This is a genomic window from Arthrobacter yangruifuii (genome assembly GCF_009192775.1).
In the GTDB taxonomy this organism is placed as follows: Bacteria; Actinomycetota; Actinomycetes; order Actinomycetales; family Micrococcaceae; genus Arthrobacter_B; species Arthrobacter_B yangruifuii.
This window is the reverse complement of sequence record NZ_VTFX01000001.1, coordinates 762,087-788,107: the sequence shown is the minus strand read 5'-3', so window position 1 is coordinate 788,107 and position 26,021 is coordinate 762,087. Positions and strand designations below refer to the sequence as shown.

At 65.3% G+C, this 26,021-nt stretch carries 24 protein-coding genes and 1 riboswitch; of the genes, 9 read left to right on the top strand and 15 right to left on the bottom strand.

Translation table 11 applies throughout. The features are described 5' to 3' along the window. The first annotated feature begins 8 nt into the window (after nt 1–8). Complete coding sequence (locus tag GD627_RS03840) at nt 9–1,028, top strand: LLM class flavin-dependent oxidoreductase (protein ID WP_152271407.1); 1,020 nt, start codon at nt 9–11, stop codon at nt 1,026–1,028. Nucleotides 1,029–1,268: 240 nt separating this feature from the next. Here GD627_RS03840 and GD627_RS03835 read toward each other — a convergent pair whose 3' ends face one another. From GD627_RS03835 to GD627_RS03820, 4 genes are all read right to left on the bottom strand, one after another. After that, nucleotides 1,269–2,180 (bottom strand): carbohydrate ABC transporter permease, encoded by a 912-nt coding sequence (locus GD627_RS03835; RefSeq protein WP_152271406.1) that lies wholly within the window; start codon nt 2,178–2,180, stop codon nt 1,269–1,271. Beyond that, nucleotides 2,180–3,193: a carbohydrate ABC transporter permease gene (locus tag GD627_RS03830; RefSeq protein WP_152271405.1), complete on the bottom strand. Its 1,014-nt coding sequence runs from the start codon at nt 3,191–3,193 to the stop codon at nt 2,180–2,182. Before GD627_RS03830 ends, GD627_RS03835 begins: the two co-directional genes overlap by 1 nt. Beyond that, entirely contained in the window at nt 3,193–4,521 is a 1,329-nt protein-coding gene (locus tag GD627_RS03825) for an ABC transporter substrate-binding protein (RefSeq protein WP_152271404.1), read from the bottom strand. Before GD627_RS03825 ends, GD627_RS03830 begins: the two co-directional genes overlap by 1 nt. A gap of 69 nt (nt 4,522–4,590) precedes the next feature. Beyond that, nucleotides 4,591–5,481, bottom strand: a complete 891-nt coding sequence (locus GD627_RS03820; RefSeq protein WP_152271403.1) for an SIS domain-containing protein — start codon at nt 5,479–5,481, stop codon at nt 4,591–4,593. Nucleotides 5,482–5,616: 135 nt separating this feature from the next. On the opposite strand from GD627_RS03820, the gene GD627_RS03815 reads away from it, so the two are divergent. After that, nucleotides 5,617–6,741, top strand: a complete 1,125-nt coding sequence (locus tag GD627_RS03815; RefSeq protein WP_152271402.1) for an amidohydrolase family protein — start codon at nt 5,617–5,619, stop codon at nt 6,739–6,741. 109 nt (nt 6,742–6,850) lie between these two features. Here the strand turns inward: GD627_RS03815 and GD627_RS03810 are convergent, their stop codons facing one another. After that, nucleotides 6,851–7,084, bottom strand: coding sequence for a class II fructose-bisphosphate aldolase (locus GD627_RS03810; RefSeq protein WP_210250472.1), 234 nt, complete (start codon nt 7,082–7,084; stop codon nt 6,851–6,853). An 82-nt stretch (nt 7,085–7,166) separates the two neighbouring features. Beyond that, nucleotides 7,167–8,483 (bottom strand): alpha-glucosidase/alpha-galactosidase, encoded by a 1,317-nt coding sequence (gene melA, locus GD627_RS03805; protein ID WP_152271400.1) that lies wholly within the window; start codon nt 8,481–8,483, stop codon nt 7,167–7,169. A 120-nt stretch (nt 8,484–8,603) separates the two neighbouring features. Between melA and GD627_RS03800 the strand changes: the two genes are divergently transcribed. The 3 genes from GD627_RS03800 to GD627_RS03790 all read left to right on the top strand — a co-directional run bounded on the left by GD627_RS03800 (nt 8,604) and on the right by GD627_RS03790 (nt 10,958). Continuing rightward, nucleotides 8,604–9,458, top strand: coding sequence for a DeoR/GlpR family DNA-binding transcription regulator (locus GD627_RS03800; RefSeq protein ID WP_152271399.1), 855 nt, complete (start codon nt 8,604–8,606; stop codon nt 9,456–9,458). 387 nt (nt 9,459–9,845) lie between these two features. After that, nucleotides 9,846–9,978, top strand: a riboswitch (SAM riboswitch). Between the two features lie 15 nt (nt 9,979–9,993). Beyond that, complete coding sequence (locus GD627_RS03795; RefSeq protein WP_146360807.1) at nt 9,994–10,398, top strand: hypothetical protein; 405 nt, start codon at nt 9,994–9,996, stop codon at nt 10,396–10,398. A gap of 122 nt (nt 10,399–10,520) precedes the next feature. After that, a complete protein-coding gene (locus GD627_RS03790; protein ID WP_152271398.1) occupies nt 10,521–10,958 on the top strand; it encodes a VOC family protein in 438 nt (145 codons plus the stop codon). 31 nt (nt 10,959–10,989) lie between these two features. On the opposite strand, the gene GD627_RS03785 is transcribed toward GD627_RS03790, so the two are convergent. From GD627_RS03785 to GD627_RS03775, 3 genes are read right to left on the bottom strand one after another with little or no spacing between them, the layout of a single operon-like run. Then, nucleotides 10,990–11,754 (bottom strand): CPBP family intramembrane glutamic endopeptidase, encoded by a 765-nt coding sequence (locus GD627_RS03785; protein ID WP_152271397.1) that lies wholly within the window; start codon nt 11,752–11,754, stop codon nt 10,990–10,992. 41 nt (nt 11,755–11,795) lie between these two features. Beyond that, complete coding sequence (locus tag GD627_RS03780) at nt 11,796–12,677, bottom strand: NAD(P)H-hydrate dehydratase (RefSeq protein WP_246165302.1); 882 nt, start codon at nt 12,675–12,677, stop codon at nt 11,796–11,798. Next, nucleotides 12,658–13,398, bottom strand: coding sequence for a histidine phosphatase family protein (locus GD627_RS03775; RefSeq protein ID WP_152271395.1), 741 nt, complete (start codon nt 13,396–13,398; stop codon nt 12,658–12,660). The genes GD627_RS03780 and GD627_RS03775 overlap by 20 nt, the downstream gene beginning before the upstream one ends. Before the next feature lie 106 nt (nt 13,399–13,504). Here GD627_RS03775 and GD627_RS03770 point away from each other — a divergent pair, with 106 nt between their 5' ends. Continuing rightward, the gene (locus GD627_RS03770) at nt 13,505–14,137 is read left to right on the top strand and encodes a hypothetical protein (RefSeq protein WP_152271394.1); all 633 of its coding nucleotides are present in this window, start codon (nt 13,505–13,507) and stop codon (nt 14,135–14,137) included. A 7-nt stretch (nt 14,138–14,144) separates the two neighbouring features. Here the strand turns inward: GD627_RS03770 and GD627_RS03765 are convergent, their stop codons facing one another. The 5 genes from GD627_RS03765 to GD627_RS03745 are packed head-to-tail and all read right to left on the bottom strand — an operon-like array spanning nt 14,145 to nt 22,465. Next, the gene (locus tag GD627_RS03765; protein WP_152271393.1) at nt 14,145–15,380 is read right to left on the bottom strand and encodes an MFS transporter; all 1,236 of its coding nucleotides are present in this window, start codon (nt 15,378–15,380) and stop codon (nt 14,145–14,147) included. Nucleotides 15,381–15,415: 35 nt separating this feature from the next. Further along, nucleotides 15,416–16,261, bottom strand: a complete 846-nt coding sequence (gene narI, locus GD627_RS03760) for a respiratory nitrate reductase subunit gamma (protein WP_152271392.1) — start codon at nt 16,259–16,261, stop codon at nt 15,416–15,418. Further along, the gene (narJ, locus tag GD627_RS03755) at nt 16,258–16,956 is read right to left on the bottom strand and encodes a nitrate reductase molybdenum cofactor assembly chaperone (RefSeq protein WP_152271391.1); all 699 of its coding nucleotides are present in this window, start codon (nt 16,954–16,956) and stop codon (nt 16,258–16,260) included. Before narJ ends, narI begins: the two co-directional genes overlap by 4 nt. Further along, a complete protein-coding gene (narH, locus tag GD627_RS03750) occupies nt 16,953–18,746 on the bottom strand; it encodes a nitrate reductase subunit beta (RefSeq protein WP_152271390.1) in 1,794 nt (597 codons plus the stop codon). The genes narJ and narH overlap by 4 nt, the downstream gene beginning before the upstream one ends. After that, nucleotides 18,746–22,465, bottom strand: a complete 3,720-nt coding sequence (locus tag GD627_RS03745) for a nitrate reductase subunit alpha (RefSeq protein ID WP_152271389.1) — start codon at nt 22,463–22,465, stop codon at nt 18,746–18,748. Before GD627_RS03745 ends, narH begins: the two co-directional genes overlap by 1 nt. A gap of 140 nt (nt 22,466–22,605) precedes the next feature. On the opposite strand from GD627_RS03745, the gene GD627_RS03740 reads away from it, so the two are divergent. From GD627_RS03740 to GD627_RS03730, 3 genes are read left to right on the top strand one after another with little or no spacing between them, the layout of a single operon-like run. Then, on the top strand, nt 22,606–23,559 hold the full coding sequence (locus tag GD627_RS03740) for a 1,4-dihydroxy-2-naphthoyl-CoA synthase (RefSeq protein ID WP_152271388.1): 954 nt from the start codon (nt 22,606–22,608) through the stop codon (nt 23,557–23,559). Nucleotides 23,560–23,567: 8 nt separating this feature from the next. Then, on the top strand, nt 23,568–24,704 hold the full coding sequence (locus tag GD627_RS03735; protein ID WP_146360781.1) for an AMP-binding protein: 1,137 nt from the start codon (nt 23,568–23,570) through the stop codon (nt 24,702–24,704). A gap of 47 nt (nt 24,705–24,751) precedes the next feature. Continuing rightward, a complete protein-coding gene (locus tag GD627_RS03730; RefSeq protein WP_152271387.1) occupies nt 24,752–25,636 on the top strand; it encodes a 1,4-dihydroxy-2-naphthoate polyprenyltransferase in 885 nt (294 codons plus the stop codon). A gap of 14 nt (nt 25,637–25,650) precedes the next feature. On the opposite strand, the gene GD627_RS03725 is transcribed toward GD627_RS03730, so the two are convergent. Further along, complete coding sequence (locus tag GD627_RS03725; protein WP_146360777.1) at nt 25,651–25,956, bottom strand: DUF4229 domain-containing protein; 306 nt, start codon at nt 25,954–25,956, stop codon at nt 25,651–25,653. Between the last annotated feature and the right edge of the window lie 65 nt (nt 25,957–26,021).

Genomic DNA, 26,021 nt, shown 5'->3' with positions numbered 1-26,021 from the left:
AGGCTGATATGAAACGAATAGGGTTCCTGTCCTTCGGACATTACCGGAATGCTTTGGGGTCCCGGACGCCCAGTGCACAGGACGCAATATTGCAACAGATCGAGCTGGCGGTCGCGGCGGAGGAAATCGGCGTCGACGGCGCGTATATGCGGGTGCACCATTTCGCCCCGCAGTTCTCCGCCCCGTTCCCCATGCTCGCAGCCATGGCCGCCCGGACCAGCCGCATTGAGCTGGGCACCGGTGTGATCGACATGCGCTATATGAATCCGCTCTCGATGGCAGAAGATGCCGCCGTTGCGGACCTGATCAGCGGCGGACGGCTGCAGCTGGGCATCAGCCGGGGATCCCCCGAGCCGGCCCTGCGCGGATACGAGTCCTTCGGCTACGTGCCGGGGCCGGATTTCTCCGACGCCGACATGGCGCGGCAGCACACCGAAGTGTTCCGTGCCGCCATTGCAGGTGCCGGGGTGGCTCAGTCCGATCCCGCGATGACCGGCACCACCGCGCCCATGGCCATCGATCCCCTCTCCCCCGGGCTGCCCCAGCGCATCTGGTGGGGTTCGGGCACGCGCGCCACGGCCAAATGGACCGGCGAGCAGGGCATGAACCTGATGAGCTCCACCCTGCTGACCGAGGACACCGGTGTGCCGTTCGATCAGCTGCAGGCCGAGCAGATCGAGGTGTACCGCAAGGCCTGGGCCGACGCCGGGCACCCGGGTACGCCGCGGGTCTCCGTCAGCCGCAGCATCATTCCGCTGGTTACCGGTGAGGACCGGCACTACTTCGGGCTGCGCGCGCAGGCCGAGGGACGGGACCAGGTGGGCCACCTCGACGGCGGCCTTGCCCGGTTCGGCAAGAGCTACATCGGTGAACCCGATGTCATTGCGGCCGAGCTGGCCGCTGACGCCGCCGTGCAGGCTGCCGATACCGTCCTGGTGACCGTGCCGAACCAGCTGGGCGTGGAGTACAACGCGCATCTGCTGGAAAGCATCGTGAAGCTGGTGGCGCCGGGGGCCGGCTGGAGATAACTCCTCCGGCAGCAACGGACGCTGGCAAGCCGGCACCTTTCCGGTGAGCCGTGGCAGCTACGGGGCCTGGATCCGGCGGCAACGAAATTCCCCGCTCGCAGAGCTCGCAGGGAATATTAAAGCCGCCTCCTCCAGGCCCCTTCGCTTTGTCCCCTCACCTACTGCGTGAGATGCAGCTGATGTGGGCACGCCCGCATTTGCCGCGGCCATGCCCGAGGCCTCCGAATGTAGGGGAGAGCGTCAGCCTTTCAAACCGGAGAACGTCATGGTGGCGATGAACTGTTTCTGCGCGAACAGGAAAAAGAGGATCAGCGGCAAGGTAGCCACCACGTTGCCTGCCATCAGCAGGGACCATTCGGTCCGGCGGGTGCCCTGGAAATTGCTCAGCCCCAGCTGCAGCGTAAACGCGTCGGCGTTGTTAATGGCGATCAGCGGCCACACGAGGTCATTCCACGATCCCAGCAGGGTGAAGATGGCCAGGGTGGCGATTGCCGGCTTGGCCAACGGCATGATGATCCGGAAGAACACCTGCCAGCGGGTGGCGCCGTCGATCATCGCCGCTTCCTCCAGCTCCGCCGGAAGGGAAAGGAAGAACTGACGCATCAGGAAGATCCCGAAAGTGCTCGCGAGCCACGGCACCATAGCTGCACCGAGCGTATCGATCAGGCCCAGTTTGGAGAACATGATGTACGTGGGAATCATGAGCAGCTGGGTTGGAATCATAATGGTGGCAAGGATGGCCAGGAAACCGATATCGCGGCCCGCAAACTTCAGCCGGGCGAACCCGTAGCCGGCGAGCGAGCAGAGCACAATGTTGGAGATGATGGCCACGGCCGAGACCAGGACCGTATTGCCCGTCCAGCGAAGGATGTCGGATTCGGCAAACAGCTTCTCAAACCCAGCGAATGTGATGTGCGACGGAATGAACGCGGGAGGGAACCGGTTGATTTCCGCCTCCGGCGTGACCGAGGTAAGGAACATCTGCACGAACGGAAGCACAAACAGCAGTGACACAGGCAGCAGCAGCAGGTGCGCGGCGCTGAACGGAAGCCTGCGTTTACGCCCGCGGCCCGGCTTCGCGGTTGGGGCCGGTACGGACCCGTCGCTGCCGGCCGCCGGAGTGGAAACGGGAAGTGCGCGGGGTGCACTCATTAGAAGGCCTCCATCTTGGTCCGGCGCGAATACAGGACCACACCGATGGTGATGAGCAGGGTGGCGCCGAAAAGACCGTAGGCGACAGCTGATCCGTAGCCGAACTGCAGGTTCTTGAACGCTGCCTGCCACAGGAAATAGACGATTGTTTCGGTGGCGTTCAGGGGGCCGCCACGCGTAGTTGTGTACACCAAGTCGAAGAGCTGGATGGCCTGGATGGTCTGCCAGATGGCAACGAAGACCGTGACCGGCGCCAGCTGCGGAAAGACCACCCGCCAGAAGGTCTGCCAAGACGAAGCGCCGTCGATCCGCGCGGCTTCGAGGAGATCACCGGGCACATCCTGCAAGGCGGCAAGGTAGATCACCGTAGTAAAGGCAGCCTGGCCCCAGAGGGACATGATGGTGATGACAATCATCGCCTGCCCCGGGTCTTCGAGCCATCCCTGCTGCGGCATGTTCAGTACGCGCAGGATGTTGTTAAAGAGGCCGAACTGCGGGCTGAAGAGGTAAGTGGTCAGGATGCCGGTCGCGGCAGCGGACGCGACGAAGGGAACAAAGATCGCCGTGCGGTAGAGCCCGATGAACCGAATGCGCCGGTTGAGGGCAACGGCCAGGAAAAGACCGAGAAGCACTGAGGAGGGCACAAACAGGACCGTATACACAACGGTGTGCAGGACGGCGCCGCCAAGCTCACCGTCGGCGAGCATCTCCCGGTAGTTCCCGGCGCCGAGGAACTTGGGGTCGCTGAACCCGTCCCACTTCTGCAGTGAGAGGAAGAACGCCCAGACGGCAGGGAAAATGCTCAGCCCGAGGACAATCACCAGCGCGGGGCCGACAAATCCCCATCCCTCCAGCGACTGCAGGAGACGACGGCGCCGGCGCCTTGGACCCCCGCCCGCCGGGCCTCCGGCGGGCGGGGGCCCGGCTGTTTTCGCCGGAGCGCTGCCGCCGACGGCCGACGACGCCGCGAACGTCGCCGGGCGACCGCTGAACACCGCTTTCGGAACACTCATTAGTCCTCCGCCAGCGCTTTATTCGCCTTTTCCACCGCTGCATCCAGCGCCGCGTCGGGTTCGCCCTTGCCCTGCAGGACTTCGGAGATAGCCTGCCCGACCGCCTCCGAAAGACCTACATAACCGGGAAGAGTGGGACGGGCGATTTCGGCGTTTACCGCATTGGCGGCCATGACAGTCAGCCCGGGTAGTTTGGCCGCCTGTTCCTGGAAGGCCGGCGAATCGATTTCGCTGGCGCGCAGCGGCAGGTTGCCGTAGGCAACGTTCCACTGCTCATCCTGTTCCGCCTGGGTCAGCCAGTTCGTGAATTCGAACGCCCAGTGCGCCTTGTTGGCGTCCTTGTGGTCGAACAGGGCCCAAATGTCGGCGCCGGAAACGGTCTTGTGGTCTCCGTCCGTGCCGGGAAGCTGCGTTACACCGTATTCGGTGCCGGCCACACCCAGGTCATAGAGCTGCCACGGACCCGAGGTAATCATGCCGATCCGGTCGCTGGCGAACAACTGGCCGAACTTGGTGTCCGTCTGGTCGAGGTAGACGCTCTTGTCATCAATGGCCATGCCCTGCAGCATGGCCAGGGCGTCCACCCCGGCCTTCGAGTTGAAGGTTGCTTCTGTCTGGTCCCCGTTGAGGATTTCCCCGCCGTTCTGCCAGAACTTTGGCCAGAACTGCCAGGTTGTTTCCTCGCTGCCCGAGACCGAATACGCGTAGCCGTAAATGTTCTGGCCCGGGTCTGACACCTGCTTGGCTGCGGCACGGAAATCGTCCCAGGTCCATTCGTCAGTGGGGTAGGCGACGCCGGCAGCGTCGAACAGTTTCTTGTTGTACAGGAGGGAAATGTTGTCCACCACGGCTGGGAAACCGATGGTCTTGTTGCCGCTGGGCCGGGCAGTATCACGGGCAGCGGGTGAGAACTCATCCCACTTCACGGCAGGATCGGCAACCTGGTCGGTGATGTCGAGGGTACGGTTGGACGCCTCGAGCTGGCCGGCCCAGGAACCGAAGGCATAGGAGATGTCGGGATAGTTGTTACCCGCAAAACCCGCGGAAAGTTTCTGCAGCAGGTCCTCGGTAGAAGATGCACCGGGTGACAGGTCAATCTTGACGTTCGGATGCTCCTGCTCGAACTCGTCGGCGAGGGCTTCGAGGTACTTCTGCGCTGAGTCCTCCTGCCCCGTCCACATGGTGATGGTGACGTCCGCTGATTCGTCGAGAGTCTCGACTCCCGAGGAGGACCCGCAGGCGCTGAGGGCGAGAAGTGCTGCGGTAGCGGCGGCCGTGGCAAGAATTCCACGGGTTCGTCGTGATCGGGTACCCGGTGTGCTGAACATGGTGCTCCATTCCTCTGTGCTGTGAACGGTATCGGTAAGGGGCAGGGCTGTTTTTGTGGCGGGAACCGTTCAGGCCAGGATGACTGAACGGGTGAGATGGCGCGGGGTATCGGGGTTCAGGCCGCGGCTCTCCGCCAACTCCACGGCAATCCGCTGAGCCTGGACCAGTTGCGCCAGCGGATCGAGGCCGCTGGTCTGGACAGTCGCGCCGGTCGCCTCGATATCGGCGACCAGGTCCTCTCCAACGGCTCCGAAAACAAAGACCAGGCTTCGCGGGCCGGCAACGGCGATGGGCCCGTGCCGGTAATCGAGCAGTGGATAAGACTCGGACCAGGCCTGCGCAGCCTCGCGGATCTTCAGGGCGGCCTCCTGCGCAAGTCCGCGCGTCCAGCCCGCCCCAAGGTAGACGAAGTGCTCGAAGTCGGTGACGTCCACGGGCAGCGGTTTCCGGAGTACGTCGGAGGCATCGACTGCGGCCGAAGACGTGAGTCCGTAGGCTACCCGTGCCATCGTCAGCACCGTGGTGGGGAACCGCGTCTGCACGACGGAGTGCTCGTCTGCGAAATCAAGTACCAGGGTCTCTTCCACCAGCGCGTCCACCGCTTCGCCGGCTACAGCCGAGATAGCTACAAGGCTCGCGCCCGCAGCACCTGCATCCGAAGAGGCAGCAACGCGGAGCGCCTGGAGGACTTCACTGGTCGTACCGGAACGGGTGATGGCGACAATACGGTCATAACGGCGGCCGGGCGTCCATTCCGAAGCATAAGCGGCATCGGTAATCCCCTGCCCGGCTTCCTCGCGGAGCACGGCGATGGATTCGGCTACGAACGCCGACGTTCCACAGCCAAGAAAAAGGACACTTTCCCCGGGACGCCCAAAGAAGGCCCCGGCCTCCTGGGTTTTGGCCGCCTCGGCCCAGACAGCGGGCTGGCTGGCTATCTCTTCGCTCGTGAGACTCATATTCGTCTTCCTGAAAGGTGGACACTCGCTAAGTGCTGGACGTGTGTGCAATAGTCATTCAAAAATGCACGAATGACAATAAAAACGAATAAAGCGCTCACTATTAATGCTCAATTGTTCCAGGAGAATTAATTCATGTCTTTGCCCAGGCCCGGAGGGCATGCCGTTTCCCCCGATAAACGCCTCAATGCCGCCACGCTGCCACTGGCAGAGTGGGCACCGCGCCCACAGCTGCGCGTCCGGACGACGCCGGTCCCGCAACCGCGCTATCCGGCAATCGACATCCACAACCATCTGGGCAGATGGCTGTCCGGCGGCAACTGGAGGACAGGAACGGCTCCCTGGCTGATCGACGACGTGCACCGGTTCATCGATCTACTCGACGAGTCCGGGGTGGAAGCGGTGGTGAACCTCGACGGAATGTGGGGAGCCGAGCTCGATGCCAACCTCGGGCGCTATGACCGGGCCTTCCCGGGCCGGATCCATACCTTCTGTCAGCTTGACTGGGAACAGCTGGCCGAACCGGACGGTGTCGCCCGGTTGAAACGCTCCCTTGCCCGGAGCGCGGGACAGGGAGCCGTCGGCCTCAAGGTCTGGAAATCCCTCGGCCTCACTATTCGAGACTCCGACGGAACGTTGATCCTGCCCGACGACGCCCGCGTAGCCGAGGTGCTGGCGGAGGCCGGGCAGCTGGGTCTGCCCGTGCTCATCCATGTTGCCGACCCCATCGCATTCTTTGAACCGCTTGACCGGCACAATGAACGCCTCGACGAGCTGGGGCAGGCGCCGGAATGGTGGTTCGGCGACCGGTCGGTACATCCCTCTTTCGACCGGCTGGTGGATGCCCTCTCGGCACTGCTTGAAAGCGCTCCCGGCACAACCTTTATCGGAGCGCATGCCGGCTGTGCTGCCGAAGACCTCGACCGGGTGGACCGGATGCTGGCGCAGCATCCGAATTTCACGATCGACATTGCCGGACGGATGGCCGAACTCGGAAGGCAGCCACGGCGGGTAAAGCGGCTGATCGAAAAACACCCCGACAGGGTGCTGTTCGGCACCGACATTTATCCTGCAACGGCGGAGCAGTACGCACTGCACTACCGGTTCCTCGAAAGCGACGATGAGTCCTTCGAATATGATCCGGATTCCCTGATACCGGGACAGGGTCGCTGGAACGTCTCGGCCCTGGCCCTCCAGGCACGCCTGCTTGAGCCTCTCTACCGGGGCAACGCCCGCCGCGTGCTCGGCCTTAACACATAGGCAGCACCGCACGGAAGGCGTGGCCGGGCCGGGGGCGTAATGCCCACCGCCCCGGCCACGGAAATGCGACCATCAGGAAAACATGGTCGCCGGCATTTTGGCGACCATGTCACTCATAGCCGCGCGGGCGGGTTCGACAAAACTCGCCGGGATCCATAGCGGTGCCGTGTTCCGCGAGGAAGGCCCGCCCCTCCATCGTGTAACTGGTGTTGAGGGCGGTAGCCACGTTGATCTTGCGCATGGCTGCCGCAATAGCTTCCTCGATCACTGCGCCGGCCACCCCGGAGGGACCATGCAGGACAAGCGGCGCAGGGACGGGGGCGGCCAGCCTCCGCAACGGCATGCTCAAGGGCAATTACGTTGAAGGCCGGAACGGCACCGCGCCGGTGGACGGCACACTGGACAAGGGTGTCGGCCCACCAGGGTCACAGTTCATCTGCCGGCAGCTGGATGCGAAGTGCCTCAGGCAAGAGGTCCCCGTGCGCCTGGACCATTTCATTGCAGAGTGCCCAGATTTCGGCCGGCGTCAGCGTTGAAGACGCGTTCGGGTCCATCAGCACGGCCTGGCGCACCAGATCCGGGTTGCCGGTGGCGGCGGCCTCCACGGTCAGCTGTACCACGGAGGCATAGGGTCGGTTCAATGCGGCCAGGTGAAGGGGAACGGACTTCATCGGGACGGGGTGCACACCTGACGCATCAACTCTGGCGGGCACCTCGACAGCCAGTCCCGCGGGGTACTGGTCAAGCAGGCCGTCGTTGGCAACATTGACGTGCACTTCGCGCGGGGTGCCGGTCACAATCGAATGGATAATTTGCGGAGCGTACTCCGAGGCACCGTCTTCGATCTCGACTTCGCGGCCCTCCAGCAACGCTGCCTGTACCGACTTGAATTCCGCCACGTTTGCTTCACTGATGCCCAGGTACTCGAGGGGCTGGAGCCGGTACTTCCGGATCTGCTCATCACTGCGCAGGAACCACGGCAGGTATTCCGAGGAATGCTCGCTCGTTTCGGTCGGGTAGGCACCCAGCCGCCGGAACATTTCAACCCGAACCCGCCGCTGCAGCTCGGGATCGGCAGCAATGCGCTCGCGCAGCCGGGGGTAGAGATCCTCCCCGTCGTGCTTCCAGTCAAGCAGCCATGCCTGGTGGTTCAGACCGGCAGCACGGTAGGTGGTCTCCTCGAGCGGTACTCCCACCAGATCGGCGAGGTCGTGGGCAGTCCAATAGACGCTGTGGCACAACCCAAAGCTGCGGATGTCGGGGGCGACGGTCTGCGCCCATGTGATGTTCATGGCCATCGGGTTGGTGTAGTTCAAGAACACGGCGTCCGGGCTCACCTGGCGGATATCTTCGAGGATGCCGCTAAGCACCGGGAAGGTCCGAAGGCCGCGGAACACCCCGCCGATGCCGGTTGTGTCTCCGATGGTTTGCCTTAGGCCGTACCGCGCCGGGATCAGGAGGTCCTTCTGCGTAGCCTCGATTCCGCCCACCTGGATCATGTTGATGGCGAAATCCGTGCCCGTCAGCGCCTCGCGCCGATCCGTAGTGGCGCGGATGGCCGAACCGGCACCGAACCGCTCGTTGAGCTGCCGGGCAATGCCCTCGGCGACAGCGAGCCGGTCGCGGTCAATGTCATGCAGAACAATGTCGAGGCCGCGGAGGTCAGGATAACGGTAGAGGTCGGCGAGCAGCTGGCGGGTAAAAACCACGCTTCCGGCTCCGATAAAAGTAATTCGGGTCATGCATGTATCATGAAGTTTGTGCACGAATCGTGCAAGGAATTGATCGTTTTAGAGATTAAGTGATCAATATTGTTGCGCGGTCTCTTCCGGCCCTTTCCATGGACCTTTTGAGGAGCCATTATGACCTTTACCACCGGCTCACCCTTTTCCTCTTCCCGACCGCGGGCGACATCCACCAAACGCGCTGACCGCATGGTGCGCATCCTGACCCTGCTCAACGAGCGGGAATCGGTCTCACTGCGCGAATTCGAGGAGGAGCTCGGCATCTCCGCCGCCACGGTCCGCCGGGACCTGGGCGATTTGGAGGTCCAGGGGCTGCTCACCCGCACACATGGCGGAGCGAAGGCGTTCACGGCGGCGGCGGAACTTCCCGTGCGGCTGAGGAATAACCAGTTCCGCGATGCCAAGATGGCCATTGCACGGCAGGTCGCCCGGCTGCTGCCTGAGGGGCCGCTGGCCATCGGCATCAGCGGCGGATCAACCACGGCTGAGGTCGCCCGTATCCTGACCAACCGGAGCGACCTGACGATCGTGACCAATTCCCTGACCACCGCCACCGAGATCGCGTCACGCCAGAACGTGAGGGTGATCATGACCGGCGGCATCGTACGTTCAAGCTCGTTTGAGCTGGTCGGGTCGCTGGCCGAGAACACCTTCGGAGCCATCAATGTGGGTGTTGCCATCCTCGGCACCGACGGCATCAGCGCAGCGGCCGGTGCCACCACCCATGACGAAACCGAGGCCCGCACCAACTATGCGATGGTCACGCATGCACAGTGCGTCATCGTCGTCGCCGACGGTTCGAAAATCGGCAAGCTCACACTTGCCAAGGTCGCCGATATCGGCGAAATCAATGAGCTCGTGACGGACGAATCGGCGGACAGGGAGGAAATAGCCCGGATTGAAGCGGCGGGCGTCAAGGTGCACATTGCACCCCTGCCGCGGTCTGCCCAGGCTCCTCGGGCAATGGGATGACTCTTCCGCTGTTCCCTCCGGCCCCGGGCCCACTGTCTCAGCTGCGCGCCGATCGGCTGCGACTCCCCCCATGTGGACCATAGTTGACCGGATAATCCGCCGTGCAGGCCGCAGACACCTGACGGGGGGGGTACGATGCGGCGGGACGGATTACTCGACAACACCCTGGCAACTGTGAACCCGTCCCTGAACAGCACGTGGCCGCGATTCGCGATTTCCTCTCGTCCGTTGACCCCGCCACGAGGTATTTCCACGACCCGTAGGCTGAACTACCTGCTGAACTGGTGACTGTGCCCAGTGGCTGGGCAAGGTCTGGGTGCCGTCGCCGAAGACGGAAAAGGACACCTCTGTCGAAATGTCAGTGGCCTCCGCTAGAGTAGTTTTCAGCTTCACGAGATGTGGCCTCCGTCCGGTTTGCCGGGCATAAAAGCTCCGACTGGCCCCACACCAACCCCATTGTTCGGCGGGTGGTTCGGATGACGAAGCGGCCTGCGTCATTCGTCGCAGGCAAGGACAACCTGCAAAGGAACCCACTGTGAGCATCTCCAGTGTCAGCAAATCCGGTCTCAGCAACTGCAGCGGCTTCGCCCCCGGGCACAACATCCATTGGATCCATGGCCGCCGTCTCGAGGGCTGGGAGCAGTGGTCGGACGTCGAAGTCACGGCCGATCCGCAGCTGGACCTCATCTACCTGGTGTCCGAAGGCACCCAGCACCTGATGTGGTTCCACAATGTTCGGGCCGTCGCCACTGCGCTCGAGGCCGCCGTCGACACCCCGCAGTGGTGCCAGCGCTATTCCACGCTGATGGTGCCGGGCGGGTTCGATTCCGATGCCCGGAGTTCTTTTTTCTACTTGGCCCGGCCGGAGCGGGTGGTTCCATGCAACGGCTCCCTGGTTCGGGCCCCGGAAACTGAGCGGATCGAAAAGGCCGATTCCTAGCGTTTTGCCCGGCTCCGGGATTCCTATGAATACCGGGGCAGGGCAGGCACGCTGACCTGAGCAGTCTCGAGGCGTTCAAATACCCGTGATCCCGGAGCGGCCGCGAACCTACGCTGGGCGCCATGCCATACAACGTTCAAATCTGCGTGGATTGCAACAATGCCCTTAACCAAGCGGACTGGTGGGCCGAAACCCTCAAATGGGCCAGGGAACCCTCCGATCATGAGGTCCTCCAATCCGCCCTGGACCAGGGGATTGCCTCACCGACGGACGTAGTGGAACACCAAGGCGTCCGGGTCTGGCGGGACGGAGCTGCCATCTGCCCGCCGGACCAGGTGGGACAAAAGGACCGGCTGCGCATCCTGTTCCAGCCGGTGCCCGAACCCAAAACGGTGAAGGACCGAATCCACCTCGACGTGACTCTGGGTGACATGGCCAAGGAGGAAGCACGCACCAGGTTGGAACAGCGGGGCGCCACCTTCCTCTATGAAGCCAGCCAGGGGCCGCAATCCTGGTACACCATGGCTGACCCCGAGGGGAACGAATTCTGCATCGGTTGACGACGCCGGGCAGCGGCCGGAACCGCGGAGCCTACTGCTGCAGCAGCCCCGGCGGCACGGCGTAGAGCAGGATGACGCCCAACAGGTTCTTCGCGGCGTGCACGCCGTAGGACAGCATGAAGTTGTTGCCGGCCCAGACGTAGATGCCCACGAGAGTGGCACCCATCGCCAGGTAGGGCATCAGCACCGGCAGGGACAGGGATTCCTTGCCCACGATGTGGATGGAGGCGAACAACAGGACCGACAGGATGCAGCAGCCCCAGATATTCCAGTAGCGGCTGAGTTTGCCAATCAGCAGGTGCCGGAAAATGTACTCCTCCACGAAAGGGGCCAGCACCACCAGCAGCGGCACGATCAACCAGGGTGAAACGGACCCCACGAATCCCTCCACCGCCTCCTGGTTGACGGCCGTTTCCACCTGCCCGGTCAGCAACGCCCCGATCATGGTGACAATGAGCATGGCGATCACGCCGGCCGGAATCAGGGACAGGGACAGCACCGGTCTGGTGGCCAAGATCTTGGTTTCCCGCACCATGTACGGGCGGGCCGCCAGGAATGCCAGCAGGCCGGCTACCCCGTAGAACCCCAGGTTCAGTACGTAGGCAGCCGTCACCGGATCCGGAACCAGCATCACCAGGACGGGCATAACCAACCCCGGAACGAAGCTCAGCACCAGCAGGAACACCACGTAGAAACCGGCCGCCACGGCATCACGCCGGGTGAAACGGTAGGAAAGCCACGGGATGTGAGCCGCGGGGCGCCCCGACGGACCGGTCCGGTACTCGTTCGCTGTCATTACCTCAGGATATGGGCCGTTCCGCCGGGATGCAGTGCCCGCTAGTTCAGTTCCGCGATCACCGGCGGCATCGCTTCGAGCAGTTCCCTCGCCAGGAAGCTCAGCGGACCCCGAGAGGCGGAGAGCCGGTCCCCGCTCACGGCGTGCAGGTAGGTGCCCCAGCAGGCGGCCTGTTCCGGCGTCGCCCCACGGGCCAGGAACCCGCCTACCGCACCGGCGAGAACATCCCCCGACCCGGAAGTGCCCAGACCGGAATTCCCGGCGGGCACCTCCCAGCTCCTCCCGTCCGGAGCCGAAATAACGTTGTGCGGGGTGACCACAGCCTGATATTTCCGTGCCACCTCCGCGGAGGCCTTCGGTATATCCAGCGAGTCTTCGTCTGCGTCCGCGTCCTCAAGGAGACGCAGGATTTCGGCGCCGTTGGGAGTCAGGACCAGCCGCCCCGCGAGAGCGTCGTATACCTCCGGCAGTCCTGGCAGCACACCAAGGGCAAACGCGTCCAGCACCACCTGGGTCTTGTCCCCGAGCAGCGGCACCACCGACTGCAGCAGCGCTGCAGCCTGCCCGGCGTCGTCGAGCCCCGGGCCGATCACCACTGCGGCCGCCGTCGAAAGGTCGGCTTCGAGCAGCGGGCCGGCCGCACCGCCGTCAATTCCGCCGTCCTCCTCCGGCAGCCCCACCACCCCGGATTCGGGAATGGCGACGGCGACGGCGATGGCCGCCGAATCGGCCACGGCCATGGTCAGGCGGCCTGCGCCGACGCGCAGCCCGGCAAGCCCGGTCAGCATCACGGCACCCGGTGTGCGGCGGGCTCCGCCGATGACCATGACCGTACCGCGGTCCTTCTTGCCGGAGGCTTCGGTGGAAAGCCGCCAGCCGCGCAGCAATGCGGGGGTCACGAGCTCAGCGGGGGTGGATGTCATCAGTTTCTCCTGCATGTTCGGTCACGGGTGCTCCGCCGTCCTGCAGGTGGAGCACGCTGTTAAAGGTGTGGAGTTTCCAGGGTCCGGTGCCGTCCGGACGGACCAGTCGGGTCACGGAGCCGTTGCGCACGCTGTTGGCGGCTGCGGTGTCCAGCAGTTCCTGCTCGGTCATCCGTTCGCAGACGTAGCGGATCAGCAGAATCACGGCATCGTGGCAGACCACGGCTACCCGCTTGCCGTCTTCTTCGTCGTCGAGGTCCCGGAACACGGAGCGCAGCCGCAGTGCGACGTCGGCCCATGACTCGCCGCCGGGAGGCCGGTACGCGAACTTACCCAGCCAGGACCGGCGTTCGGCTTCCTCGGGATAGCGTGCCGCAACGCCGGCGGAGGTCAGCAGGTCCAGGATGCCCAGTTCCCGGTCCCGCAGCCGCTCGTCGGTCCGCATGCCGCCGGCGATATCGGCCAGCCCCGCCAGTTCCGCAGTCTGCCGGGCCCGCAGGTAGGGCGAGCACCAGACGGAGTCGGGAAGTTCCTCGGCGGGAAGCCCCGCTAACCAGCGGCCCAGGGCTGCGGCCTGTGCCTCACCGTCTTCGCTCAGCGGAACATCCGGATCCCGCCACGGAAGCTCAATCCGTTCAGCGCCTTCACGGCCGGCGCGGGTAGCTGCCACATTGCCGGCGGATTCGCCATGGCGGACCAGAATCAGTTCAGTTGCACCCATGCCCCGACTCTACTCGTCGCTGGCTGGACGCCAAGGGAGGCCCGGTGTCCCCACAAGTTCTCCGCAGGCCTTGAAACCCATGGGACAACTGTGCCTAGGGTGCCTTATGAGGATTACTAAGGAAAAGCCGTCCTATCCGCACCGTACCGCACGGCCTTTCCCGGGCGGCCCGAAAGCCCGGGGCCCGATTTCCGCCGCAGGCCTGGCCACCGTGGCCTGCGGTCTGGCCGTTGCGTCCTGCGCGCAGCCCGCCCCGGATCCCGATCCGCAGGCATCGGGCAGTGCGGCTTCCGACAGCGCTTCCGGCTCCCCAGCTGCGTCGCCGTCCTCCGCCGGCGGATCCGAAGCGACGTCCGGCGGGCAGGGAAGCGGGCAGGCCGGCACAGCGGATCCACATGCCCTGCTGGATCCGCTGACCAACCACCGCAGTCCGGCGGGTACCGAAACGGTGCTTCTTTCCGAACAGGGATCCGGCACCAAAAGTTATCCGCTGGGAACTGCCCTCGCGCCGGGACAGCGGGTCTTGGTCACTGCGTCGTGTCCGGCAGGTGAGCGCGTCATCATCGAAAGCGACGCCGGTCTGCTGTGGACGGACCTGATCTGCGGCAATCCGGCTACCTCGACCTACCTCAGCCCGCCGGCCGGGGACTCCACCGTAGATTCCGCCATCCGGGTCAGCACCACCGGCAACAGTCCGTACTGGCTCCTAGTCACCCTCCAGGAGGATGCGCAGCAGTAACGCCGGTTCAGGCAGCGCCTGTTCGGGAATCGACGCGCCCGCCGTTGCGCACGGTGAACGTCAGGAGCAGGGCAATGGCGGCGAACACGGCAAGCAGCATCAGGCCCACAAAGTAGCTGCGGTTGGCCGGATCATAGGTTGCCCCCATGACTAGGGGCGGAAAATACCCTCCCAGGCCGCCGGCTGCGGCGATGATCCCGCCGATCGTGCCGACATCCTGTGCCGGTGCCGCGCGTCCCACCCAGGCGAAAACGCCGCCGGTACCCAACCCCAGGAACAACGCCATCAGGATGAATGCCGTGCCGTAGACCCGTTCCTCCTCAGGCCGCAGCGCCACGATCACGGCCAGCACCACCGTCCCGGCGAAGGAGAGCAGGGTGACCAGCTTGGGGCCCACTTTGTCCGCCAGGGTGCCTCCGATGGGGCGGGCAATGACCGCAGCCACCGCAAACCCGGCTGTCCGGGTTCCGGCGGCGGTGGCATCGTAGTCGTACACGTTGCCCAGATAGGTGGGCAGGTAGTTGGAGAACGCCACAAACGCACCGAACACCACGCCGTACAGGAAACACAGCTGCCAGGTGACGCGCAGGGTAAAGGCGTGGGTGATCTTGGGCAGCACCGGTTCGGTGGGCCTGGACCAGGCAGGCGATTCGCGCAGCACCAGCCAGCTCACCACAGCCATGGCAGCAACGACGACGGCGATGGTGATGTGTGCCCCCATGTAGCCGACGGCGTTCACCAGGCGCGGAGTGAAAAAGGCCGAGACGGCGGTACCAACCATCCCTGCCCCGAAGACGCCCGTGGCGAATCCCTTGCGGCTGCGGTCATACCAGGCCGAACAGAACGGGATACCGATGGCGAACACCGTACCGGCGATGCCCAGAAAGAAGGCGATAACCACCAGGAACGGGAAGTTGCCCAGCCGGCCCACAATTCCGGTGAGCAGGACCAGCGGCGCGGTGACGCCCAGGATCACGGTAAACATGATCCTGCCGCCGTACCGGTCGGTCAGGGCACCCACCGGGATACGGGCCACCGAGCCCACGAGGATGGGCATGGCCACCAGAACCGAGGTCTGCCCGGCCCCCAGGTCCATGTCTGCCGCATACCGGCTGGACAGCGGGCCGATGACGGTCCAGGCCCAAAAGCCGACTGTGGAGGCGATGGTGGCCACGATCAGGTTCCGCAGCTGGCCTGACAACAGGTCAGGTGTTGGTGCCGGGGTAACCGGGTTTGCCGGCATGGTGTCCTCGCTTCTTAGAAAGTACCGTCAGGGAATCATTTCCGCGGCACGCCGGGCCGGCCCCGGTCGGGGGTTCCCACCGGGTCCCAGCCCCGCCGCGGCGTTCCCGGAGCCGGATGCTTGCCCCTCGAGCGGTAAACAATGTAGGGCCGGAACAGGTACTGCAGCGGGGCAGTGAAGGCGTGCACGAGCCGGGTGAAGGGCCAGAGGGCAAACAGCGCCAGACCGAACAGGGTGTGGATCTTGAAGGACATGGAGGCAGCAGTCATGCCCAGGATGTCCGGGGAGAAAATGAAGATGGAGCGGAACCACGGTGCCACCGTGTCCCGGTAATTCACGATGTTGGTGTCGAAGACGGAGAAGACGGTGGTGGCCAGCCCGGTGAGGATCGCGGCCAGCAGGAAGACGTACATGAGTTTGTCATTGCGGGTGGTGGCCATAAACACCGGACCCGTGGTGCGGCGCCGGTAGATCAGCAGCACGATTCCCACGAGGGTGGCCAGGCCGGCCAGGATCCCGACGCTCAGGGCGAAGAAATGATAGGTGTCCTCGTTCAGTCCGATGGCATCCATCCAGGCTTTGGGAATAACCAGTCCCACGAAGTGCCCCACAATCACCGCGAGGATGCCGAAGTGGAACAGCGGCGAGGCAATGCGCAGCAGCCGGGATTCGTACAGCTGGGAGGACCGGGTGGTCCAGCCGAACTTGTCATACCGGTAGCGCCAGATGGAGCCGAGAATGAGGATGGCGAGCACCAGATAGGGCACCACGGCCCAGAGCATCACGTCATCCACACCCACCTGGACGTTTCCCGGCGGCGGGACGTCCAGCGGCACCGCCGGCTCCCCGGCTACATCCGTCCGCGTCGGCACACCACTCATGGGCCGTTCCTTTCACTTACCGGCAGCAGCCGTGAACTGTAGGGTTCCAGGCCCACGGTCTCGGTGGGCGGCCCGTAGCCCGCCGTGCGCATTACCGCAGCCGCGTCCTCCGGGGAGACGCCGGGCAAGGTGGTGCAAAGCAGGGTCAGCACGCCTTCGTAGGGCAGGCCGTCATCGCGCAGGGCCAGGCGCAGCAGCTCCACCGAGGGCCGGTAGCGCTGCAGCAGCTCGTAGCCGTCTTCCGGGGAGACCTTGGCCGCGAACTCGAGCACCAGCGGCAGGTAGTCCGGCAGTTCGGTCCCTTCAGGAAGCACCCGATGCGAGCGGTAGACCTCCTTGAAAGCGGCAAGCGCCTCGCCGCGGCGGCGGGTATCGCCGTCCGTCCAGTAGGTCAGGTGCAGGCTGTGCCGCTTGGAGAGGTCGAATTCCTGCACGTAGCTGGCCTGCACCTCGCTCAGGGGTACGGCCGTGAGCCAGGTGAACAGCGGGTCCAGTTCGGCGCCGTCGGCACCGGCCTCGGCCAGCGCGGCCCGCAGCGCCGGCAGGGCATCGAGCAGCTGCTGGTTCGGATACTCCAGCAGCAGCGCAGCGGCCTGCCGGATGACGCGGCTGCGCGCCGGACGGGCGTCGGCGTAGGGTTCGGGAGCCAGCGTGCCTTTCCCCGGTTTGCCCAGTAGCTTCTCCAGCAGGCTCACGAGCGGACCCCCGGCCCGGAGGAGGGCGGCTCGTGGCCCTCCTGCCCGCCCGCGTCCGACGCCGGCCCGTTCCCTTCGGCCTGGTCGTACACCGCGCCCTTGCCCGCGGAGGCGTCCGCGTCCGCCGCCCCGCGGTTGTTGTTCGCAGGGAACAGGCCCCGGGGTGAACCGCGCCCGTCCCAGTTGAGCAGGTTCACCCGCCCGCCCAGGTTGCCGTTGCCGGTGGGGTCCTCGCCGCGCTGACGGGCCTGCAGCGCCTCGAAGTTCTCCACCGCCACAGGGGTGGGCCGGCCGGAGGCTTCACCAAAGACGCCGGTCTGGCCCATGCCCGGGCCGCCTTCCACATCCAGGGAGCAGCCGATCTCCTCCAGGTTGTGGGCGTCCTCCAGATGGGCGCTGGGGATCACGTACCGTTCCTCGTATTTCGCCACGGCCATCAGCCGGTACATGGCCACAATCTGCTCGCCGGTCATGCCGACGTCGGCGGCGATCTTCTCATCCGGCGCGTCGCCGAGGGTGATGTCCCGCATGTAGGCACGCATGGCGGCGAGCTTGCGCAGCACCCCGGTGACCAGGTCCGTGTCCCCGGCTGTAAACAGTTCGGCCAGGTATTCCACCGGAATCCGCAGCGCCTCGATGGCGCCGAAGAGGTTGTCCGCGCTCTCGCCGTCGTGCCCCTGTTCATTGAGCACGTCCACAATCGGGGACAGCGGCGGCACGTACCAGACCATGGGCATGGTCCGGTATTCCGGATGCAGCGGCAGCGCCACACGGAAGACCTTGGCCATGGCGTAGACCGGCGAGCGCCGGGCTGCGTCCAGCCAGTCCTCCGGGATCCCTTCGGCCCGTGCCCCGGCAATGACGTCCGGATCATTGGGGTCCATCATGAGGTCCAGCTGTGCCTCGTAGAGGTCCTGCACGTTGGGGGTGGAGGCAGCTTCGGTGACCCGATCGGCGTCGTACAGGAAGATCCCGATATACCGCAGCCGGCCCACACAGGTTTCCGCGCAGACGGTGGGGATGCCGACCTCGATGCGCGGATAGCAGAAGGTGCACTTTTCGGCCTTGCCGGAGCGGTGGTTGAAGTACATCTTTTTGTACGGGCAGCCGGTGACGCACTGCCGCCAGCCGCGGCAGCGGTCCTGGTCCACGAGCACAATGCCGTCCTCTTCGCGCTTGTAGATGGCACCGCTTGGGCAGGAGGCCATGCAGGAGGGGTTGAGGCAGTGCTCGCAGATCCGCGGGAGGTAGAACATAAAGGTGTTGTCGAAGTCCGCCTTGACCTTCACCTCCGCTTCGCTGCGCAGCTTCTGAAGCACCGGGTCCTGCTGGTCGGTGCGCCTGGAGCCGCCCAGGTCGTCATCCCAGTTGGCTGACCAGGTGATGTTCATGTTTTCCCCGGTGATCAGGGATTTGGGCCGGGCCACGGGAAAATCCTTGCCGGCCGGGGCGTTGATCAGGTTCTCGTAGTCATAGGTCCACGGTTCGTAGTAGTCGTTCAGTTCCGGCTGCACCGGGCTGGCGAAAATGCCGAACAGTTTGGCAAGCCTGCCGCCGGCTTTGAGCTTCAGCTTCCCGCGGCCGTTCAGCTCCCAGCCGCCCTTCCACTTCTCCTGGTCCTCGTACCGGCGCGGATAGCCCTGGCCGGGCCGGGTTTCCACGTTGTTGAACCACACGTATTCCGTGCCGGCCCGGTTGGTCCAGGCCTGTTTGCAGGTCACTGAACAGGTATGGCAGCCGATGCACTTATCCAGTGCCATCACCATTGCCGTCTGCGCCATGATTCGCATCAGTACGCCACCTCCTGGGAACGCTTTCGGACTGTGGAAACAATGTCGCGCTGGTTGCCCGTGGGGCCCAGATAGTTGAAGGCCCAGGACAGCTGCGCGTAGCCGCCGATCATGTGGGTGGGTTTGACCAGGATCCGGGTCACCGAGTTGTGGATGCCGCCGCGCCGGCCGGTGGCCTCAGACTTGGGGACGTCGATGATGCGTTCCTGTGCGTGGTAGACGTACAGGACACCGGCCGGCATCCGGCTGCTCACGATGGCCCGGCCCACCAGGACACCGTTGGTGTTCACGCATTCCACCCAGTCATTGTCGGAGACCTCGATGAGGGAAGCGTCCTGCTCGCTCATCCACACCGAGGTGCCGCCGCGGGAAAGCGAGAGCATCAGCAGGTTGTCCTGGTACTCGGAGTGGATGGACCACTTGTTGTGCGGGGTCAGGTACCGCACGGCGACGGAGAGCTCGCCGCGGGTACCCAGCTGCGGTTCGCCGAACAGGCGGCGCATGTCCAGCGGCGGCCGGTAGATGGGCAGGGCCTCGCCCATGTCCAGGATCCAGTCGTGGTCCAGGAAGAAGTGCATCCGTCCGGTGAGGGTGTGGAAGGGTTTGAGCCGTTCAATATTGATGGTGAACGGCGCATACCGCCGGCCGCCGGTTTCAGACCCGGACCATTCCGGCGATGTGATGACCGGCGTTGGCCGGTCCTGGGTGTCGCGGAAGGTGATCTGCCGGTCCTCCGCCCCTTCCGCCAGGTCGGCCAGCGGGATCCCCGTCCGTTTCTCCAGGGTCTTGAAGCCCTGGACGGCCAGTTCCCCGTTAGTGGTGCCGGAGAGCAGCAGGATGGCTTCGGCCATCCGGGCGTCCGTGTCCACCGCGGGACGGCCCGCCGCCGCTCCGCTGTCGAAGACTCCGTGCTTGCGGGCCAGTTGGGCCAGCGGCCGGGAAACATCGTATTTGACGTTCTTGGTGGTGAAGCCGAGTTTGTCCGCGAGCGGCCCGACGGCGGTGAATTTCTCCCCGATGGCGGTGTAGTCCCGTTCCACCACCGCGAGTGAGGGCAGGTTCTTGCCCGGCACTGCAGGGATATCCGTGCCCTTCCAATCCGGTGCATGTCCGCCCGGCTGGGCGATCTCACCGGGAGTGTCGTGTGTCAGCGCGGTGGCCACCATGTCCTTCCGCACGCCCAGATGCTTCACCGCCTGCCGGGAAAACTCCTCGGACAGCAGCCGGAACAGGTCATAGTCCGTTTTCGCTTCCCACGGCGGGGCGATGGCCGGTGTAAAGGCGTGGACATACGGGTGCATATCGGTGGAGGACAGGTCGTACTTCTCATACCAGGTGGCCGCAGGGAACACGACGTCGGACAGCAGTGTGGAACTGGTCATCCGGAAGTCCGCGGAGACCAGCAGGTCCAGCTTTCCCTGCGGTGCGTCCTGGCGCCACACCACGTCCTTGGGCCGGGCTTCGGCATGGTCCTTGCCCATCACGTTGTTCAGGGTGCCGAGCAGGTGCTTCTGGAAGTACTCCTCCCCCTTGGCCGAGGAGCCCAGGAGGTTCGAGCGCCACAGGATCAGGGTCCGCGGCCAGTTTTCCGGGGCGTCCACATCCTCCACGGCAAAGCGCAGTTTCTCCTCCTTCAGCTGACTCGCGACCCAGGCCGCCTCGGTGTCCGCTTCGCCGCGCGCGACGGCGGCAGCGGCGTCGTCGGCTACGTCCAGCGAGTTGCGGGCGTCGAACTGCGGAAAGAACGGCATCCAGCCCATCCGGGTGGACTTGGCAATGACGTCGGCGGTGTGCATGCCGCGCAGGTGCCCGGTGGCCAGCGGGGACTGCATGGCATCCGAGGAATAGCCGTCCGAACGGAACTGGTCCGTATGCATGTACCAGAACGCCGTGCCGATCATGAACCGGGGCGGCCGGTTCCAGTCCCCCGCGGAAGCCATGGCGGCCCACCCGGTGATGGGCCGGCACTTCTCCTGCCCCACATAGTGCGCCCAGCCGCCGCCGTTGCGGCCCTGGCAGCCGCAGAGCATCAGCATCGCCAGGATCGCCCGGTACGTCACATCGCCGTGGTACCACTGGCAGATGCCGGCGCCCAGGATGATCATGGACCGGCCGTTGGACTTCTCCGCGTTGGCGGCAAAATCCCGGGCGGTGCGGATCACGGCTTCCGCACCCACGTTGGTGATGGACGCCTGCCAGGCCGGAGTGTACGGAGTCTCGGCGTCGTCAAACCCGGCCGCCCACTCCCCCGGGAGTCCGGCACGGCCCACCCCGTACTGGGCGAGCATCAGGTCGAACACCGTAGTGACCATCCGGCCGGCAACCGTGGTCACCGGAACCCCCCGGGTCACCACCGATCCGACGCCGGAGGCATCCGTAAACGCGGGCAGGTCCACCCGGCTGGTGCCCTGCGTTACGGAGGCTGCGTCGGCGATGGACAGTGCCGGCACCACGCCCTGGAGATCCAGGTTCCATTTGCCGGCGTCTTCCTCGTTGTAGCGGAAGCCCACGGAACCGTTGGGCACCACCGGGGTGCCGGCGTCGCGGTCCAGCAGCACCGTCTTGAAGTTCGCGTCGGAGGCGCGGGCTTCGCGGCGGCCCAGATCCGCGGCAGTGAGGAACTTGCCCGGCACCACCGCTCCGTCGCCGCGTTGTTCCAACGTGACCAGAAACGGCAGATCCGTGTACTGCAGCACGTAGTTTTCGAAGAACGGCACCCGCCGGTCCACGAAGTTCTCCTTCAGGATCACGTGCCCCATGGCCATGGCCAGCGCGGCGTCGGACCCCGCGGCGGCGGGCAGCCACTCATCGGCGAACTTGGTGTTGTCCGCATAATCGGGGCTGACGGAAACCACCTTGGTGCCGCGGTAGCGTCCCTCCACCATCCAGTGCGCATCCGGGGTGCGGGTGACCGGGATATTCGATCCCCACATCATCAGATAGGTCGCGTCCCACCAGTCGCCGGATTCGGGAACATCGGTCTGGTCGCCGAAGACCTGGGGGCTGGCCACCGGGAGGTCCGCGTACCAGTCGTAGAAACTGTTCATTACCCCGCCGATGAGGTTGATGAACCGGGCACCGGCAGCGTGGGACACCATGGACATCGCGGGGATGGGTGAGAACCCGGTGCAGCGGTCGGGGCCGTAGTTCTTGACGGTGGCGATGTGCGCAGCGGCGGTCATCTCCAGGGCCTCGGACCAGCTGGACCGCACCAGCCCGCCCTTGCCGCGGGCCTGCTGGTAGGTGCGGCGCCGCTGCGGGTCATTCACTATCTCTTCCCAGGCCAGCACCGGATCCCCGGTGCGGAGCCTCGCCTCCCGGTACATTTCCAGCAGCACTCCGCGGATGTACGGGAACCGGACCCGGGTGGGCGAATAGGTGTACCAGGAGAAGGCCGCGCCGCGCGGACAGCCGCGGGGCTCGTATTCGGGCCGGTCCGGGCCCACGCTGGGATAGTCGGTCTCCTGCGCTTCCCACGTGATGATGCCGTCCTTGACGTACACCTTCCACGAGCAGGAGCCGGTGCAGTTCACCCCGTGGGTGGACCGCACCACCTTGTCGTGGCTCCAGCGGTTCCGGTAGAAGGCATCGCCTTCCCGTCCCCCTTCGCGGAAAACCGCCCGGCCGTCATCGGTCTCATCCCATCGGGTGAAGAACCGGCCAAGCTTGAGCATTGCAACTGATGCGGGACCGTCAATCCCTGCGACGGAGTCTGCCATAGATACAAGCGTGCGACGCAGCATCGAGCAGAGACAGGGGGCGGCCCGTTTTCCGCGCCGAAAGGTTCCGGTCCGTTCGGATTGGCGTCCGGGGGGAGCTGCTGTCCGGCAGGAACCGCGCCGGGCGATAAACTCGGTTTGTGAGCACAGAACTTCCAGCACAGGTGTCCGATATCTTCGACCCGCAGCAGTGGCGTCTTGTCTCCGGGTTCGAGGACCTGCAGGACATGACCTACCACCGGCAGGTGGAGCGCGACGCCGGCGGTGCCGTCCTGCGCGATCTGCCCACGGTGCGGATCGCCTTCAACCGGCCCGAGGTGCGCAATGCCTTCCGGCCGGGCACCGTGGACGAGCTCTACCGCGCCATGGACCATGCCCGGATGTCTCCCGACGTCGCCACCGTTCTGCTCACCGGCAACGGCCCCTCCCCCAAGGACGGCGGCCATTCCTTCTGCTCCGGCGGCGACCAGCGGATCCGCGGACGCGACGGCTACCGGTACGCCGAGGGAGAAACGAAGGAAACCATTGATCCGGCACGCGCCGGCCGGCTGCACATCCTGGAAGTCCAGCGGCTGATGCGCACCATGCCCAAGGTGGTCATCGCCGTCGTCAACGGCTGGGCCGCCGGCGGCGGGCACAGCCTGCACGTGGTTTCCGACCTGACCATCGCCTCGCGCCAGCACGGTAAATTCAAGCAGACCGACGCCACCGTGGGCAGCTTCGACGCCGGCTACGGTTCGGCGCTGCTGGCCCGGCAGATCGGCCAGAAAAAGGCCCGCGAAATCTTCTTCCTGGCCCGGGAGTACTCCGCCGAGGACATGGTTGCCATGGGCGCGGTCAACGAAGCCGTGGACCATGAAGACCTGGAAAAGGTCGCCCTGGAATACGCAGCGGACATTGCCCGGCAGTCGCCGCAGGCCATCCGGATGCTCAAGTTCGCCTTCAACCTGCCCGACGACGGCCTGGCCGGGCAGCAGGTCTTCGCCGGCGAAGCGACGCGGCTGGCCTATATGACGGACGAGGCGGTGGAGGGCAAGGAAGCGTTCCTTGCCAAACGCGATCCGGACTGGTCCTCGTTCCCCTACTACTTCTAGGACCCGCTGTGGAACTGCTCCCAGTCCTGATTACCCCCGGCTTCGACGCCGGCATGCTGCTCTCCCCGCTGGCCGACGCGCTGGCCGGGGAAGGCCCCGCGGTGGCACCGCACACTGATCCGGCCCAGACCTTCACCGGTGAACTGCCCAATGACGACATTGCCCTGGTCGTCAGCACCTCCGGTTCAACCGGCACCCCGAAGCAGACCATGCTCAGCACGGACGCGCTGGCCGCATCCTCGATGGCCACCGCCATGGCCCTGAAGGCGGACGGCCAGTGGCTGGCCGCCCTGCCGGTCAATTACATTGCCGGCATCCAGGTCCTGGTCCGCTCCCTGTATGCCGGGACGCAGCCGGTCTTCATGGACCTGTCCGTGCCGTTCAGCGCCGAGGGATTCACCCGCGCCGCGGAGGATATGACGGACCGCAACCGCTTCACTTCGCTGGTACCCACGCAGCTCCACCGCCTGCTGCAGGATCCGGCGCCGGAAACCCTGCGCGTGCTGCGCCGGTTCAACGCCATCCTGCTCGGCGGAGCACCGGCCGGTGCTCCCCTGCTGGAAAAGGCCCGAGGCTACGGGCTGAACATTGTGACCACCTACGGAATGAGCGAAACATGCGGAGGGTGCGTTTACGACGGCGTACCGCTGCCCGGCGTCGACGTCATCCGGTGGGAGGGGCGCCTCTGGATTGCCGGTGACGTCCTATCGGACGGGTACATGGGCCGGCCGGACCTGACCGAGGACCGTTTCCGGTTCAACTCCGGACGCCGCTGGTTCCGCACGGATGACACCGGCACAGTGGACGACGCCGGCCGGGTCACCGTATCGGGCCGGCTGGACGACGTCATTGTCAGCGGCGGGATCAAGATCTCCGCGCAGGCCGTCGCCGAGGCCGTGGAGACGGTCGGCGGCGTAGAGCAGGCGTTTGTCCTGGGCCTGGACGACGCCGAGTGGGGCTCCCGCGTGGGCGCCGCCGTCGTGGGCAGCGTGGATCCGGAACTGGTCCGCGACGCCGTCCGCTCCCGCCTTGGAGCCGCCGCGGTTCCGAAAGTGGTCCTGCTGCTTGAAGCCCTGCCCCTGCTGCCCAACGGCAAGGCGGACCGGATGACCCTGCTGCGGCTGCTTGCCGCCGCGCGGCACTGACCCGCCTCACCCCACCCGCCTCACCTCAAAAACTAAGGAACAACACCGTGGCTACAGCCGCCCAATGGTTACAAGGCGCCCGCCCCAGGACGCTGCCCGCGGCAATCGCGCCGGTGATCATCGGATCCGCCGCCGCCTACGACCTCGGGGACTTCCGCCCCGTCCGGGCCGTCCTTGCCGCCCTGATTGCCGTGCTGCTGCAGATAGGCGTGAACTACGCCAATGACTACTCGGACGGTATCCGCGGCACGGACGACAACCGGGTGGGTCCGCTGCGGCTCACCGGTGCCCGCCTGGCCTCCCCGAAACAGGTCAAGTACGCGGCATTCGGCTGCTTCGGTGCGGCCATGCTCGCCGGCGTGGCCCTCGTTGTCCTGGCCGGCACACCGTTCCTGATCCTGGTGGGCGTGGGCTGCGTTGCAGCCGCGTGGGGGTACACCGGCGGCAAGAACCCCTACGGTTACCGCGGCCTCGGCGAGGTGTTCGTGTTCATCTTCTTCGGCCTGGTCGCCACCCTGGGCACCACCTACACGCAGGCGCTGGAAATCAACACGGCATCTGTGCTGGGCGCGGTGGGTACCGGGCTGATCGCCATGGCCCTGCTCATGGCCAACAATGTCCGGGACATCCCCACGGACCGCGAGTCCGGCAAGCGCACGCTGGCGGTACGCCTGGGCGATGGCCCCGCGCGGATCAGCTACGTGATGATGCTGGCGCTGGCGGTGCTGCTGCCGCTCTTCATTGCGGGCAGCTACCCGTGGATCCTGCTGGTGCTGCTGCTGATTCCGGCGTGCATCCTGCCCTGCGGCCTGATGCTCACCGGCAAGAACGGCCCCGCACTGATCCCGGTCCTGAAACACACCGGCCTGATCAACCTCGGTTTCAGCGTGCTGTACGCCGCCGGATTGGTGCTGACGCGCCTGCTGGCCTAGGTTCCACGGGCAGGCTAAGCCTCGCGGCGGCGGTCATTGTCGATCCGGACGTCCGGGTTTTCGGCCACCAGGGTGTCCTCGGCCCTGGAGTCATCCAGTTCGCCGCGGCCGCGCTTCGGCGCGCGTTCCTCGGTGAAGCGGCGCTGGACGGTGCGGGCGGCTTCGTCCCGCATATCCCGGGCAAAGAGATAGGTCACGCACCACGCCAGAACTGCGGCGGCCAGCGCCGAGAGCAGGACTCCCAGCTGCAGCAGCATGCAGAGCACGAAGAAGACGGCCACCAAACCCAGGCGGAGTGCAGTAAATTTCCAGAAAGCCACGCCTTCATTCTAGGCGCTCGGCGCCCTGACCGTTCCTTCGCTTCCCTGGGCGCCGCCGACGACGG

Bases quoted from the DNA above. Each gene is read 5' to 3' on its own strand.
- GD627_RS03840 (WP_152271407.1), top strand. From the start codon at position 9: ATGAAACGAATAGGGTTCCTGTCCTTCGGACATTACCGGAATGCTTTG.
- GD627_RS03835 (WP_152271406.1), bottom strand. From the start codon at position 2,180: ATGAGTGCACCCCGCGCACTTCCCGTTTCCACTCCGGCGGCCGGCAGC.
- GD627_RS03830 (WP_152271405.1), bottom strand. From the start codon at position 3,193: ATGAGTGTTCCGAAAGCGGTGTTCAGCGGTCGCCCGGCGACGTTCGCG.
- GD627_RS03825 (WP_152271404.1), bottom strand. From the start codon at position 4,521: ATGTTCAGCACACCGGGTACCCGATCACGACGAACCCGTGGAATTCTT.
- GD627_RS03820 (WP_152271403.1), bottom strand. From the start codon at position 5,481: ATGAGTCTCACGAGCGAAGAGATAGCCAGCCAGCCCGCTGTCTGGGCC.
- GD627_RS03815 (WP_152271402.1), top strand. From the start codon at position 5,617: ATGTCTTTGCCCAGGCCCGGAGGGCATGCCGTTTCCCCCGATAAACGC.
- GD627_RS03810 (WP_210250472.1), bottom strand. From the start codon at position 7,084: ATGCCGTTGCGGAGGCTGGCCGCCCCCGTCCCTGCGCCGCTTGTCCTG.
- melA (WP_152271400.1), bottom strand. From the start codon at position 8,483: ATGACCCGAATTACTTTTATCGGAGCCGGAAGCGTGGTTTTTACCCGC.
- GD627_RS03800 (WP_152271399.1), top strand. From the start codon at position 8,604: ATGACCTTTACCACCGGCTCACCCTTTTCCTCTTCCCGACCGCGGGCG.
- GD627_RS03790 (WP_152271398.1), top strand. From the start codon at position 10,521: ATGCCATACAACGTTCAAATCTGCGTGGATTGCAACAATGCCCTTAAC.
- GD627_RS03785 (WP_152271397.1), bottom strand. From the start codon at position 11,754: ATGACAGCGAACGAGTACCGGACCGGTCCGTCGGGGCGCCCCGCGGCT.
- GD627_RS03780 (WP_246165302.1), bottom strand. From the start codon at position 12,677: ATGACATCCACCCCCGCTGAGCTCGTGACCCCCGCATTGCTGCGCGGC.
- GD627_RS03775 (WP_152271395.1), bottom strand. From the start codon at position 13,398: ATGGGTGCAACTGAACTGATTCTGGTCCGCCATGGCGAATCCGCCGGC.
- GD627_RS03770 (WP_152271394.1), top strand. From the start codon at position 13,505: ATGAGGATTACTAAGGAAAAGCCGTCCTATCCGCACCGTACCGCACGG.
- GD627_RS03765 (WP_152271393.1), bottom strand. From the start codon at position 15,380: ATGCCGGCAAACCCGGTTACCCCGGCACCAACACCTGACCTGTTGTCA.
- narI (WP_152271392.1), bottom strand. From the start codon at position 16,261: ATGAGTGGTGTGCCGACGCGGACGGATGTAGCCGGGGAGCCGGCGGTG.
- narH (WP_152271390.1), bottom strand. From the start codon at position 18,746: ATGCGAATCATGGCGCAGACGGCAATGGTGATGGCACTGGATAAGTGC.
- GD627_RS03745 (WP_152271389.1), bottom strand. From the start codon at position 22,465: ATGGCAGACTCCGTCGCAGGGATTGACGGTCCCGCATCAGTTGCAATG.